This is a genomic window from Streptomyces sp. NPDC020845 (genome assembly GCF_044334165.1).
GTDB lineage: Bacteria > Actinomycetota > Actinomycetes > Streptomycetales > Streptomycetaceae > Streptomyces.
Window position 1 is genome coordinate 727,815 of sequence record NZ_JBIRSJ010000002.1, and the last position, 13,190, is coordinate 741,004.

11 protein-coding genes and 2 pseudogenes are annotated in these 13,190 nt (G+C 64.4%); 8 read left to right on the plus strand and 5 right to left on the minus strand.

From position 1 onward, the window contains the following. Nucleotides 1–34 precede the first annotated feature (34 nt). The gene (locus ACH4U7_RS07195) at nucleotides 35–682 is read left to right on the plus strand and encodes an HD family hydrolase (protein WP_398526975.1); all 648 of its coding nucleotides are present in this window, start codon (nucleotides 35–37) and stop codon (nucleotides 680–682) included. A 64-nt stretch (nucleotides 683–746) separates the two neighbouring features. Here ACH4U7_RS07195 and ACH4U7_RS07200 read toward each other — a convergent pair whose 3' ends face one another. The 3 genes from ACH4U7_RS07200 to ACH4U7_RS07210 form a co-directional block, all read right to left on the minus strand. Then, nucleotides 747–1,481, minus strand: a complete 735-nt coding sequence (locus ACH4U7_RS07200) for a superoxide dismutase family protein (protein ID WP_398526976.1) — start codon at nucleotides 1,479–1,481, stop codon at nucleotides 747–749. A gap of 170 nt (nucleotides 1,482–1,651) precedes the next feature. Then, a complete protein-coding gene (locus tag ACH4U7_RS07205; RefSeq protein WP_398526977.1) occupies nucleotides 1,652–3,742 on the minus strand; it encodes a bifunctional glycosyltransferase 87/phosphatase PAP2 family protein in 2,091 nt (696 codons plus the stop codon). Between the two features lie 366 nt (nucleotides 3,743–4,108). Beyond that, on the minus strand, nucleotides 4,109–4,648 hold the full coding sequence (locus ACH4U7_RS07210) for a hypothetical protein (protein ID WP_398526978.1): 540 nt from the start codon (nucleotides 4,646–4,648) through the stop codon (nucleotides 4,109–4,111). Between the two features lie 144 nt (nucleotides 4,649–4,792). Between ACH4U7_RS07210 and ACH4U7_RS07215 the strand changes: the two genes are divergently transcribed. Continuing rightward, entirely contained in the window at nucleotides 4,793–5,548 is a 756-nt protein-coding gene (locus tag ACH4U7_RS07215) for a dienelactone hydrolase family protein (RefSeq protein WP_398526979.1), read from the plus strand. A gap of 118 nt (nucleotides 5,549–5,666) precedes the next feature. Beyond that, nucleotides 5,667–6,260 (plus strand): dihydrofolate reductase family protein, encoded by a 594-nt coding sequence (locus tag ACH4U7_RS07220; protein ID WP_398526980.1) that lies wholly within the window; start codon nucleotides 5,667–5,669, stop codon nucleotides 6,258–6,260. Nucleotides 6,261–6,799: 539 nt separating this feature from the next. Here ACH4U7_RS07220 and ACH4U7_RS07225 read toward each other — a convergent pair. Then, a complete protein-coding gene (locus ACH4U7_RS07225; protein WP_398526981.1) occupies nucleotides 6,800–7,240 on the minus strand; it encodes a VOC family protein in 441 nt (146 codons plus the stop codon). Between the two features lie 94 nt (nucleotides 7,241–7,334). On the opposite strand from ACH4U7_RS07225, the pseudogene ACH4U7_RS07230 reads away from it, so the two are divergent. The 5 genes and pseudogenes from ACH4U7_RS07230 to cutA all read left to right on the plus strand — a co-directional run. Beyond that, nucleotides 7,335–7,406: pseudogene (locus ACH4U7_RS07230) on the plus strand (antibiotic biosynthesis monooxygenase); the annotation flags it as partial. 85 nt (nucleotides 7,407–7,491) lie between these two features. Beyond that, nucleotides 7,492–7,827 carry a trypco2 family protein gene (locus ACH4U7_RS07235; RefSeq protein ID WP_398526982.1) on the plus strand — a complete coding sequence of 112 codons (336 nt, stop codon included), beginning with the start codon at nucleotides 7,492–7,494 and terminating at the stop codon, nucleotides 7,825–7,827. Nucleotides 7,828–7,832: 5 nt separating this feature from the next. Then, nucleotides 7,833–8,321: pseudogene (locus ACH4U7_RS07240) on the plus strand (trypsin-like peptidase domain-containing protein); the annotation flags it as partial. A 3-nt stretch (nucleotides 8,322–8,324) separates the two neighbouring features. After that, nucleotides 8,325–11,072 (plus strand): NACHT domain-containing protein, encoded by a 2,748-nt coding sequence (locus ACH4U7_RS07245; protein WP_398527022.1) that lies wholly within the window; start codon nucleotides 8,325–8,327, stop codon nucleotides 11,070–11,072. Nucleotides 11,073–11,688: 616 nt separating this feature from the next. Beyond that, complete coding sequence (gene cutA, locus ACH4U7_RS07250) at nucleotides 11,689–12,021, plus strand: divalent-cation tolerance protein CutA (protein ID WP_398526983.1); 333 nt, start codon at nucleotides 11,689–11,691, stop codon at nucleotides 12,019–12,021. Nucleotides 12,022–12,025: 4 nt separating this feature from the next. Here cutA and ACH4U7_RS07255 read toward each other — a convergent pair whose 3' ends face one another. Continuing rightward, nucleotides 12,026–13,000 (minus strand): XRE family transcriptional regulator, encoded by a 975-nt coding sequence (locus ACH4U7_RS07255; RefSeq protein ID WP_398526984.1) that lies wholly within the window; start codon nucleotides 12,998–13,000, stop codon nucleotides 12,026–12,028. Between the last annotated feature and the right edge of the window lie 190 nt (nucleotides 13,001–13,190).

Genomic DNA, 13,190 nt, shown 5'->3' on the forward strand with positions numbered 1-13,190 from the left:
CGCTGCGGCCCCGCACGGGGGCACACTGTCCGCCATGAACGACACGAGCGGCACGCCCGGCGGACAGCATGAGCACGAGTTTCGAAGACTCTTCGACTTCATCGCCTTCACGGCCCGGCTGCGGGAGATCGAGCGCCCCAACAACGCCACGCCGACACGCCGGGAGAGCGTGGCCGAGCACTCCTGGCATCTGGCGATGGTCAGCTGGATACTGCACGCCGAGTTCGAGCGGGAGGCCGGCCACTGCCTCGACCTGACCAAAATGCTCAAGCTCTGTCTGATGCACGACCTGGTCGAACTCGACCCTCTCGACCCTTCAGTCGACCCTTCGGCCGACCCCAATGCCGCGGATGACGCCGCCGAAGATCCCTTCGCCTCGCTGCCGGGCGCGCTGCGCCCCGAGTTCCTGGCCCTGTGGCACGAGTACGAGGAGGGCCGTACGCCCGAGGCCTGCCTGGTGCGCGGGGTGGACCGGCTCAACCCCGCGCTGATGCGGTACCTCACTGGCCAGGGCTGGCACGATGTGCCCACCGACACCAACGCCGCCATGGACGCCGACGCCCTGGACCGGCTGCAACTCCCGCGGGTGGCCGTCAGCGAGACGCTGCGCGCGCTGTACGAGGAGGTCCGCGACGCGTCGGTGCGGCGCGGGCTGCTGACCCCCGCGCCGCTGACGCCTTGACGCGCGTGCGTTGACACATACCCTGACGCGTCATCCCTCGAGACGCGTTGTCATTTGAGACGCGTTATCCCTTGAACGGCACCTTCACGCACGCCACCCGCGCGCCCGCCTCCCCGGCATGGCCCTTGTGCGTGGCGGTCGCATGCTCGTGGAAGACGAGGGAGCGCGCCTCCGAGTCCCGGAAGCGCCAGTTCACGTGGGCCATGGCGTGGCCGTCGCCGTCCTTGTCGGTGGTGACCTGCAGCCACACCTCGTTGTGGGGATTGGCGTACTTCGGGTTGGTCGACGGCTGCTTCGGGTCCTTCATGTTCTGATAGTGCGGACCCGAGTCATTGGGCATGGTCCCGCAGGTCTTCGTATGGACATGCACCCCGAAGGTGTGGTTCGCCTTGAGGCCGCGCACCCACACCATGACCCGGGTGCCCTTGCCCTCGCCTTGCGTACCGTGCGGGCTCGGCGTACCCGTCGGGCTCGGTGAGGTTTGCGTGCCGGTCGGGCTGGGCGTGGTTTGGGTGCCCGTCGGGCTCGGTGTGGTCAGTGCGGCCTGGGGGGCGCCTTGCCATTGATGGTGGTGGCGGTATTCGCCCCCGCCGTGCCACTTACCCAGGAACTGCACGACGACGACCTTGGCGGATACGGGCACCAGCTTGGTGTTGTACGTCACCGCCTTGTGGCTACTGGCCTCTGCGGCCGGTGCGAACTTCGCGTGGACCACCACGAAGGGACAGGGCGACACCGCAGGGGACACCGCGACCATCGATGCCGCGGCCGCCGCCGTGACCGCCATGGCAAGAGACATGGGGGATCACTCCTCCAAGCGTGGACCCCCCTTGATTGGCCCCCGGGCGCGGGCCCCGCGCCGCATCCCGCCCGGCCGGACCCGTCCTCTGCTTTCCACGCTAGTGCCCTTCGTCACACCCTTCAACGCGAGCCCGGCCGGTGGCCTCAACGCGAGCCCGGCCGGTCGGCTCAACGCGAGCCCGGCCCGGCCACCTCTGTCGGCTCGGCGGCTTCGGGGAGAACGGGCTCCTTGGCCTGTCCCGGCACCGAGGCGACAGGCGCAGACCCCGACTCCGCCCCCGCGCCCGACCCCGCAGGCTCCGGCTCCCGCTTGCGGAATCCGAGGAGCGGCCACAGCGGACCGGCAGCCTCCTCCTTGGGCCGTTTCCCGACGCCGAACAGCAGATACTGCAGCCCGAACCCGGCCGCTACGACCACCCCACCGCCAACCGCGTCCAGCACCCAGTGGTTCGCCGTACCGACGATCACCGCGGTGGTCATCAGCGGATACATCAGCCCGAGGATCTTCATCCACAGATACGGCGCCACCAGCGCGATCACCACCCCGCACCACAGCGACCACCCCACATGCAGCGAGGGCATGGCCGCGTACTGGTTGGACAGCTTGGTCAGCGCGCCGAAGTCCGGATTGTCCAGGTCCTGCGGACCGTGTGCGGTGTCGATGAAGCCGAGGCCCATCAGCCGGGGCGGGGCGGTCGGGTAGAGCCAGAAGCCGACCAGCGCGAGGAGCGTGGCGAAGGCGAGCGGGGTGCGGGCCCAGCGGTAGGTGACGGGGCGGCGCAGATACAGCCAGGCCAGCAGGGACAGCGGGACCAGGAAGTGGAAGGTGCTGTAGTACCAGTTCATGCTGTCCCTCAGCCATGGTGTGTCCGCCACCACGCCGTTGAACCAGTGCTCGATGTCGATATGCAGCCACTTCTCGGCGGTGAGGACCTGGTGTCCGTGACTCTCCGCGAGGGTCCGCGAGTCGGGGGCGTGCGCGCGGACGTAGGAGTACCCGAAGTAACCGATACGGATGAACATCAACTCGAGCATGAGGTTCGGGCGGGACAGCGGCCGCCGCACGAAGCGCAGCAGCGGCACCCAGGCGAAGCGCCCCTGGACCGGTTCCGCGACCGGGGTCGGGTCCGGGTTGTCCCACGCCGGGGAGGTGCGGGACAGGAAGGGCACCAGGCAGGCGGCGGCGAGAGCCGCCAGCAGCGGTGCGTTATATCCGATATGGCCCAGAATATCGATATCAGGCAGCAGCGCCTGGCGGTTGAGGGTCATCGCCAGCACCACCAGCGCCGGCCACACCAGCCGGTCCGTGGCGCGCTTGCCGACCCGCCCGACGACGGCCAGCAGGATCCACAGCTGCTGGTACTGCCAGGACGTGGGCGAAATCGCCAGCGCCACACTGCCGGTGATCGCCGCCGCCAGCAGCAGCTGCCCGTCCTCGGCGTAGCGCGCGGCGCGCCGCAGACCGACCACGGCCACCGCCACCGCGCCCACCGCGAGCAGCGCCAGCTCGGCCGGGCCCGAGAAACCGACCCTCAGCAGCAGCCCGTGCAGGGACTGGTTGGCCAGGCCGTCCGGGGGTGCGCCGAGCCCGGCGCCGCCGAAGTGGTGGATCCAGTACGTCCATGAGTCATGCGGCATCAGGGCCCAGGCGAGCGCGGAGCAGGCGGCGAAGGTGGCGCCCGCGAGGGCAGCCGCATGCCGCCGCCCGATGAGCCACAGGACCACCGCGAACAGCAGCAGCGCGGGCTGCAGCGCCGCGGCGACCCCGATCAGCACACCCGTCTGCCGCTCCGAGGTCCTGGGCAGCACGGTGAACAGCACCAGCAGCACCGGGATGATGCTGGTCTGGCCGAGCGTGAAGGTGTTCCGTACCGGCAGGGACAGCACCAGCAGGCTGATCGCCACCGGCGCGGCGAGCAGCGAGGTGCGCCGGGAGACGGGGCCGGGCAGGGAGCGCGCCGCGACCAGGCCGAGCACCACGACCAGCAGCAGGGTGCCAAACGTCCAGGCATAGCCGAGGCTCTGCTCGGCGGCGCGCGTCAGCGGCTTGAGGACCAGCCCGGAGAACGGCGTCCCGGTGAACGCGTCCCCGTCGTACAGCGATCCGCTCACGTGGAGGACGCCCTGCTCACCGATCCAGGTCTCGAGGTCGGTCAGCCGCTCGTCGGGTGGCAGCCGCAGCACAGCCGCGGCCTGACGGACGGCCAGCACACCGGCGAGGAGCCACAGTGCTCCCAGCACCAGTGCGTTCCGTGACATCCGTGCCCCGACGGGACCGGGGCGGGGCCCCGTATCCGGAGTTCTCCCCAGTCCGCTTCGCTCCACGTTCGTCACGCCCTGCTGCTCCCCCACTCGCCCTTGTCATTCGGTCGGGATATTTGAGACCTTACTGAGCCCTGTACTCAGACGCGGAACACCCCCTCGTCACCTGACCGTCGTCAAGGATTGTCCGAAAAGTACCGCTCGGTCGACTGGATGAGCCCGTGAGGCATGACCCGTGAGGTCTGCCCCAATTTCATCAGGCGCTCGGCCCGCACCGCGAATGCGACCCGCGGCACGGACCGTACGCCGCTTCCCTCGGCCGCTCCCCTCGGGCAGCGGACCACTCCTAAGGTCTGCCGCCGATCACCACTGGCAGTGGACGTGGGTGGAGTGCCCGGAGTCGCCGGGGCCGAGCACGAGGACGGCGCCGTAGGACCGGCAGGCCCTCATGAACTTCTTGGCGTTGTTGTAGCCCGCCCCACTGGTGCTGACCCGCTTGCCGTTGACGGTACCGACGTCGAAGGCCCGGCCCGCGTAGTGCTTCGAGCCGCGCGAGTGACTGCCGCCCGCGACCTCGGTGACCCTGAAGGTGAACCGCTTCGCGGTGTTCAGCTTGAGCATCGCGTTGAGCATGGTCTTGTTGAGCGTGACCGATCCGCCGGGGGCGGTGCCGTAATGGCTGCGCTTGGCCTTCCGCCCGGCGGCGGTGTCCTTGATGTTCTGCTTGGCGTTCGCCTTGTCGGTGCGGCCGCTGTCGTGCGTGGTGGCCAGGGAGATGCCCCGGTGGTTGAGTATCGACTTCGCGATCGCGGGGCGCGAGGCGGCCTCCGCGGTCGTCGCCGAGGCCATGACGGCCAGCGAGGAGGCCACGACCGCGGAGATCATAAGAGGCGTGCGCTTCATCGGTGATTCCCTCCGGATACGGTGATGCGGCCGGCCAACCGACCGCCGCGAACCACGGTCCCGGTGCGGCCATGCGGAAATCTTGGACATGTCTTGAATCGCCAACCAGACGCGGGCATACGAGATGAAAGAGGAGCGACGTCCATGACCAAGACGCGCGGAACAATGGTGGATATTCCCACCCCGGACGGCACCGCCGACGCCTATCTGACCCACCCCGACGACGACACCCCCCATCCCGCCGTACTGCTCTACATGGACATCTTCGGGCCACGTCCGCACCTGTGGAAGATGGCCGACCGCCTGGCCGAGGCGGGCTACACCGTGCTGATTCCCAACGTCTTCTACCGCCACGGCCGCGCACCGCTGGTGGAGCTCCCCGACTTCATCGGCCATGACACACGCCCCGAGGTCTTCCAGGAGCTCATGTCCTTCCTCCCGTCGCTCACCCCCGAGGCGGCCATGCGCGACGCCGACGCCTATCTGCGGTGGCTGGCCGACTGTCCGCAGGCCACGGACGGACCGGTCGGCGTCACCGGCTACTGCATGGGCGCCCGCCTGGCCCTGCGTACGGCCGGCGCGTTCCCCGAGCGGGTCGCGGCGATGGCCGGCTTCCACGGCGGGGACCTGGCCACGGAGGCCCCCGACAGCCCGCACCTGGTCGCCGACCGCATCACCGCCGAGGTGTACTTCGCCCACGCCGACCACGACTCCTCGATGCCGCCCGAGCAGATGGACCGCCTCGACGCGGCGCTCACGGCCGCAGGCGTACGCCACCGCAGCGAGGTGTATCCGGGCGCGCAGCACGGCTTCACCCAGGCCGACACCGCCGCGTACAACGCGGACGGGACCAAGCGCCACTGGGAAGCGCTGCTGGACCTCTTCGGCCGCACGCTCTGACCGCGCCCTCCGGTGTGTCCCGCATCACGCCGCCGGTTCGAATGGGCGCGATGAGTTTGGCGCGGCCCGGAGGTCTTTATCGCCGTAAGCCACGCAACAACCAGGAGGAGCAAGTCCCGTGCGCATCGTGATCAGTGAGTTCATCAGCCTGGACGGCGTCGTACAGGCCCCGGGCGGCCCCGAGGAGGACACCGAGGGCGGCTTCGCGCACGGCGGCTGGACCCACCCGTTCTTCGACCCGGAGGTGATGGGCAGCGCCGTCGCGGACGTGCTGTCCAAGGCCGACGCGCTGCTGTTCGGGCGCCGCACCTGGCAGACGATGGCCGCGGCGTGGCCCGAGCGGGCCGGCGACCCGTTCGCCGACCAGATGAACTCCATCCGGAAGTACGTGGTGTCCCAGACCCTGGGCGACGACCAGCTGACCTGGAACAACACCACACGCATCGCCGGCGGCGAGGCCGTCGCCCGCATCCGCGAGCTGCACGGTGCCGAAGGCGGCGACCTGTTGGTCATGGGCAGCCCCACGCTTGTCCGCACTCTCCTGCACGAGGGCCTGTTCGACGAGCTGCTGTTGATGCACATGCCGGTGATCCTCGGCGGCGGAAAGACCATCTTCCCCGTCGATGGAATGCTGCGCACGCTGGAACTGGCATCCACGGCCACCAGCGGCACGGGCGTACAGGTGTGTACGTATCGGCCGGCCGCCGGCTAGCCAGGTCGGCGGAACAGGGCCGTCCAGAGGAAGGGTTCTCCTCCGGCCAGGCCATCCCCAAGTGCGTCAGCCAACGCGGCGCACCCGACGGCCCGCGCGCCGCCTCGACCGTCAACCCGTCGTGATCGACATTCACCCGGACGTGGCCCGACGTGAGCGGGACGGCCTTCGGTTTCCCGCGCGGCCGCCGGGCGGTACGGGGCTTCGGCGCGGCCGGGGTGGACGGAGCGGATAGATACGTCCGCATCCGAACGGCGGCGTTCCAGCCGAGCCAGAGCGGAATCAGCACGACGAGCGGCGCCGCGGCGGCCAGCCGGGGAATGGGCGGCCGCCCGGGCGTCCCCTCCCGCATCCGCTTCGACCCGCCGCCGACCCCAACTCCCATGGTGCCCGCGCTCGTTCCTACCCCGCTTCGACGCGGCGCCCCTACGGTGCACGATGCGCGGTGGCCAGATCAACGCCGGTGCTGTCACAGGTCGATGCCGTGTGGGCCGTTGTCGGTCAACGGGCCTCGGACGACAGCCCCCAGGCGATGGTCCTCAGACGGAGGCCGGGGCGGCGCCGACGCAGAACTCGTTGCCCTCGGGGTCGACCATCACGATGTGATGCCTGTCGACCTCCGCCACCACCGTCCCGCCGGCCCTCACCAGCCGCTCCGCCTCCGCCTTCATCCGCACCCACCGCTCCTCGGCACCGCCATGGCCCGGCACCCGGATGTCCATGTGAAGCCGGTTCTTCGCCGTCTTGGGCTCCGGCACCTTCAGGATCGACAGCCGGGGACCGACACCGTCCGGATCACAGAGCCACGCCCCGTCGTCCGCGGAGTCGTCCTCCGGCAGATCGAACTGCGCCAGCCACTCCTCGCGCGTCTTGAAGGGAGGAGGCGGCGGCTCGTCGATATAGCCCAGCGCGGTCTTCCAGAACTCGGCGAGGAGCCGGGCGTCCGTACAGTCGAAGGTCAGATCGATTCTGGCTGCCATGACCGGACCGTACTGCGCGCCTCTGACAACCACCGCTCCGTCGGACCCGGTCCCGCTCAGGAAGATCGGCGGGGCGCTGAGGCAGGATGGCTCCATGAGCATCGTGAAGATCAATGTGCTGACGGTTCCCGAGGAGCAGCGCGAGGTGCTGGAGAAGCGCTTCGCTCGCGGGCGGGAGCAGTCTAGAACGGGTCCGACTGATTCTCGTGAACCGATAGCATCGGGAGTCCAAGGCCCCATACGCTGGCACTGTGACCCTACCTGTCGATGACATCGAACTAGCTGACGCTGTAGAGGCAATTCGCGATGGTCTCTTGGCAGCGACTAGTCGTGCTACTGGTTCGCCATTACGCTTCGAAATGGGCGAAATTCAGATGGAGTTCTCGGTCGAACTCCGACGCGAAGCCAGAGGAAAGGGTGCCGTTAAGGCATGGGTCGTCAACGCGTCCACCGAAGGAGCCATAGCAAGCACCCGAATTCAAAAGGTTTATTTTACCCTCAAACCCAAGAACGTCACCACGAACGCTGGCTGGGATATTTCTAATGAAACCGAGGGTGACGCAAGCAGGTTTGAGGACAGAAACTGAAAACCATGTCATACTGTGGCCCAGCTCGGGAGCGCATAAGCGCAGTGTTCGCTGACGGGAAGCAGGGAAGCGGATACCTTCTAACTCCACGCCTGATTCTTACTGCTGCCCACGTGGTGACCGACAGAGTTAACGTTCAAGTCGCAGCACCCGGCACTGGGAAGGTGCATTGCGACGTGGTATGGATTCGGCAAGATGAGCGATGCGATGCCGCGCTACTCATCGCACATCACCCTATTCCCAGCGACGCCACTACTTTCCCCAATGTTCGCCTAGGTTCAGTCGATTCTTTGACACCTCTTCCGAATTGCCAGGCGATTGGATTTCCTGAAGCACAGCGAGACAACGAGGGGCACCTCGATAGCGAACAACTCGTAGGAACTCTAAAGCCTGGCTCCAACTTACTAAGCCGGCGATACGTCCTGGATAGCACTCATACTCCTCCTTCAGAACGGGAGGGTTCCAATTCCCCCTGGTCAGGCTTCTCAGGGTCGGCGGTGTTTTACAGCGACGTAATCATAGGAGTCGTCGGTCACGACCCTGCCAATTGGCAACATGGTCGTGTCGAGGCAACTCCAGTATCTGAATTCAGCGACGATCCATTTTTTAGAGCAATTCTAGAGAAAGAGGGTCATCCCGAGTATCTCGTGGTGCCTGATGATCTATCACCCGATCGAATATTCGAGGAGCGGTACAGAGAATACATCGCGGCCAAATTCGGCACTCTGACCATTTTCGGCATCGACCTGAACGATCGCTCTAAGGCTGAATGGCCCCTTGACGCAGCTTACCTGAGTCTTGAGGCGATGAATTATAGAGAAGCGAAGCGGGACGCAACCACAGCAAGGGAAGACATAGCAACAACATCACAATCTTTGCTGCCTGCTGATAGGGCCCTTGACGGTCATGACCGTGTGCTGTTGCGCGGTGTGGCGGGTTCGGGAAAGACCACACTCGTTCAATGGCTAGCGGTCTCGACTGCTAAACGGGAGCTGCATGGAGGGATCCCGCACCTCTACAATCGGGTTCCCTTCGTTCTCCCTTTGAGGACTTTGATCCGACGTCCGTCACTACCGCTACCCGAAGAGTTTCTTGCCGCTGCCAGGAGTCCGCTATCTGGTCTGCAACCGCAAGGATGGGCAGAGAGAGCGCTCTCGGCACAGCGTGGGCTCGTTCTAGTAGATGGCCTCGATGAGATTTCAGAAGGCGATCGCGAGCGAGTAAGGCATTGGCTACACGAGCTCCTCATCGCGTTTCCCGGAAACTCCTGGCTAGTTACTTCGCGCCCTTCTGCTGTATCCGATGACTGGCTGGCTTCGGAAGAGTTCATTGAGCTCAGCTTGTCGCCGATGAACCGCAAGGATGTTGCCACTTTTGTACAGAGGTGGCACAGCGCCGCCTGCAGAACGTGCCGCGATGCCGATGAACATTTGCGCCTTACGGGTTATCAAGAACGACTCCTTGGAGCTCTCAGAGCTAAACAAGATTTAGGGCGTCTCGCCACGAATCCTCTCATGTGCGGGCTAATCTGCGCTCTTCACCGTGACCGGAGAGGCTACCTCCCCCCGGGCAGAAAGCAGCTGTATGACGCTGCTCTTTCGATGCTTCTTGCACGACGTGATCGCGAGCGGGATCTAGACGTTCAAATCTCAGAAGAGACACAAATTCAACTGCTGCAAAAATTAGCCTATTGGTTGATCCGTAACGGGCAAGTTGAAATGGACCGTTCCGATGCCATTAGCATCATCGCGGCAACTCTTCCGGCTATGCCTGCGTTGGGGCAACTTGGGGACGCGGAGCAGGTCTATAAATACATTCTCGTCCGGAGTGGCGTCCTGCGTGAGCCTGCGGATGGCGTGATGGATTTCGTTCATCGCACATTTCAGGACTACTTGGGAGCTAAGGCAGCCGTCGAAGAACGCGACTTCGATCTGATGGTGAAGAACGCTCACCACGATCAATGGGAAGACGTTATACGGATGGCAGTGGCCCACGCGTATCCCGCAGAAAGAACGCGCCTGCTCAACAAATTGATTAGACGTGGAGATCGGGTAAAGCGCCACAAAACACGACTCTATCTGCTTGCCATGGCTTGCTTGGAGCAGGCTACGGAACTGAACCCCGATATTCGGCGTGAAATCGAGAAGAGGGCTAGCGAGCTAATTCCCCCGGATAATTACGAAGAGGCTCAACACCTTGCGAATGCAGGCCCGATGGCGCTCGACCTGCTCCCTGGACCAGAAGGACTCACCTCAGATCAGGTCAGAGCGGTGGTGCATACGATCTCGCTCATTGGTACTGACGCAGCGATTCCTGCCCTCGCCCGCTTTCGGGACCATCCGGTGCCGGAAATCCGAGATCAACTGTCTAGAGACTGGCATAAGTTCGATATGCGAGGGTATGGCCAAGAGATCATTTCTTGCCTGCCCGAAGACACGCTGTTCTGGCCAAAGACAGAGGAGCACCTACGATTTCTCCAAGAGATCGGAGGGCGTCCAGAAATAATTGCCAGCGGTGACTATCCGCAAGAATTCCTGACAAGCATCCTGAATCGCGAAATTCTGCGCAAATTTGGGATCCACGCAAACGACACGATTGAAAGTCTTTCTTTTCTTGAGGAATGCGTTAAGTTGAGGTCCTTGTTCCTCTTTGATTGCCCACTGATTGGAGACCTGTCACCGATCAATGAGATTCCGCTCGAAGAACTCAGTATTAACAAGATGGGCGGCCTGTCAAAAGATTTTCGCGGCTTGAGCTCCATGCGCCAACTCAATCGTCTCGGCATTCTACAAGAAGTCCCAGGTCGTGACCTCGCTGTACTGCCTCGCGAGGCGTCATTGCGAAGGGTTTCTTTCTCGAAAGGAGCCCTTGTTAATACTGGTCTCCGAGGACTGAGCGAATACACGACCCTCGAGCAGCTCTGGATCTCTGACACTCCACGTCTCGCCCCTGAAGACTGGACCGAGGCGAATCTATTGCCGAATCTGCGAATACTGAGCATAGATAGGAATCTGATTCCAAGCTTGATGGGGCACCGCAACTCCTGGCCGCGAGTGGAGACGGTTAATTTCATGCATTCGTCCGGCAGGATGGGTCGCGAAATAGAGGAAGAGGATTTTCAAATATTCGCGGAAATGTTCCCGAACCTACGACGGTTGACTGGAACACTGAATAAAGCTGAGCGATCTAGCGCGAAGTCGGTGTTCGGAGATGTAGAGGTGGGGGGTAGGCCAACGCAACGATAACCCATCGCCCCGCTTATTCCAGGGACCCCATGATTAATCCTGCAGAGGAGTCGAGGGCAGTCTGTTGGGTGCCGATGTATCCGAAATCGATTTGATCTAGCGGACTGCTCTTGTCACATATCGATGGCTGATGCGGTGATAACAGCCGTGGGGTGAACAAGGCCCACGAGGTGGTCTCTTGCGTGCCGGGCTACGGGGATCGATGACAGAGGCGCAGAGCTGATCCGGCTCGGGGAGAACGCGCTGTTCCGGCTGGCTTCAGCGCCGGTCAACGTACACGCGCGGGGAAGGAGTGGCTGCCCAAACCTCGCGTAGAAGTGGACGTGTCGCGGTAGCTGGAGGAGAAAGGTTTTCCGGCTGCTCGAATCGCCGAGGACCTGGAGCAGCCTTCTCTTGATCGATGGTCACCCGGTGACGTTCTGGCATCTGATCGTCGAGGGGAGACCGTAGGGCGACGTACGGGGAGCTGGGTGGTGTCCTCCAGGATCTGCACTCACTGACCGTGCCGGACGGCAGGTGCGGCGCCTCGTGCCTTCCGTGATGTCAATCTCCGTTCAGACGGTCCTTGCGCGCCTAGTCCGCGGGCTGGTCTGGACGCGGGCCTAGGCTTGCGTACATGACTGAGTTCCTTCAGGTGGCGACCGCGACGGAGACCCGCGAGGAAGCCGAGACGCTGGCGGCGTCGGTGGTGACAGCACGGCTCGCGGCCAGTGCACAGATCGTCGGGCCGGTGCTCTCCGTCTTCTGGCATCAGGGCGAGTTCGGCACGGGGGAAGAGTGGCAGCTCTTGTTCAAGACCCGTGCCGACCGTTACGCCGGTCTTGAGGCACATCTGTTGCGGCACCACCCGTGGAAGAACCCGGAAGTCTCAGCGGTGCCGATCGTGGCGGGATCGGATGCATACCTGCGCTGGGTGGAGAAGACCACTGAGCCGGGCTCTGCGGACTGACATCTCAGAGACTGGCCTTTGCCAGGACCTCGGCCACCGCTGGCAGTTCGTGGTGAGCGCGAAGCCGTCGGATGATGGGCGCCAGTCGCTCGCCCGGGCGAACGGACGCCACTCCCGCCGAGAGCTCCAGTGCGCGGCTGGTGATGGCCGCAGCCTGCTCGATCTCTCCGGCGGTGAGGTAGGAATCGGCGAGCCACGACAGATACAGGCTCTTGTCGCGGGCGTGGGCGTCGTCGTATTGGGCCAGCACATGTTCCAGGACGGGGACGGCACGGAGCGGGCGGCGCAGTTCCGTCCAGCATCGGCCGGTCATGATCTGGAGTTCGTTACGGTCCACCCAAGCTGACCAGTCCGGTTGCGGAGTTCCATCGCTTTCGTTGAGCGCGGTTTCGGCGGCGATGAGCGCGCGTTCGGTCTCGCTGGCACTTCCTGCGACGGCGTAAGCCCACGCGAGGCGTTCATGAAGTAGCGCGCGTACGCCGGGCGGAGCATCGGGGCCGGCGGTGCGGCATGCTTGCACGGCGGTCTCGATTGCTGCGGTGCGGTCATCGCTGAGCTTCTGATAAGCGAGAAAGGCCAGCGCGTTTCCGGCTAGAGCGGTGTCTTCTGATTCGACTGCGGCCTGATGGCTTTCCTCGTAGAGGCTGGTGGCATCGGCGTGTTTGCCCGCGTCGAAAGCGGCCCATCCGGCTTGCTGGGCTTGCTCGGACAGGACCGACAGGAGAGCGCGGCCAGTGTCCTCCGCGTAGCTGGCCTCTTGGATCATCGTCTTGGTTGCTCTGTATTCGCCGAGATAGACGCGGTAGGTGTCGCCTCCGCCCAGAATGTCGTCAAGGCGGCGCAGTCGCGCCGTGCGTTGTCTCAATTGTTCCGGTACGTCTCGGCCAATGCGGCGGCCCGTCTTGAGCTGGGTCAGCTCGGGCAGACCCAGCGCCAGCCCGGCACTCGCCGAGGACCGGAAGAACTCCCTGCGCAGCACTGGTTCCTCTCCTTTTCGGGTCGTGGTGACGGTGCATGCTGAGGCGGTAAGGGCATTCTCAGTGGGCGGTTCGTGAGTCTTTGAGTCGATCTGCTGTCGCCTGATGGTGTGGCGGTGGGGCGGAATCTGCCGGTCCGCGGTTGGTGGTCTGGTGATGTGACCGGGTGAGTGAACGCAAGCCGTACCCGAG

Bases quoted from the DNA above. Each gene is read 5' to 3' on its own strand.
- ACH4U7_RS07215 (WP_398526979.1), top strand. From the start codon at position 4,793: ATGACCAAGACGCGCGGAACAATGGTGGATATTCCCACCCCGGACGGC.
- ACH4U7_RS07225 (WP_398526981.1), bottom strand. From the start codon at position 7,240: ATGGCAGCCAGAATCGATCTGACCTTCGACTGTACGGACGCCCGGCTC.
- ACH4U7_RS07195 (WP_398526975.1), top strand. From the start codon at position 35: ATGAACGACACGAGCGGCACGCCCGGCGGACAGCATGAGCACGAGTTT.
- ACH4U7_RS07210 (WP_398526978.1), bottom strand. From the start codon at position 4,648: ATGAAGCGCACGCCTCTTATGATCTCCGCGGTCGTGGCCTCCTCGCTG.
- ACH4U7_RS07205 (WP_398526977.1), bottom strand. From the start codon at position 3,742: ATGTCACGGAACGCACTGGTGCTGGGAGCACTGTGGCTCCTCGCCGGT.
- ACH4U7_RS07200 (WP_398526976.1), bottom strand. From the start codon at position 1,481: ATGTCTCTTGCCATGGCGGTCACGGCGGCGGCCGCGGCATCGATGGTC.
- cutA (WP_398526983.1), top strand. From the start codon at position 11,689: ATGACTGAGTTCCTTCAGGTGGCGACCGCGACGGAGACCCGCGAGGAA.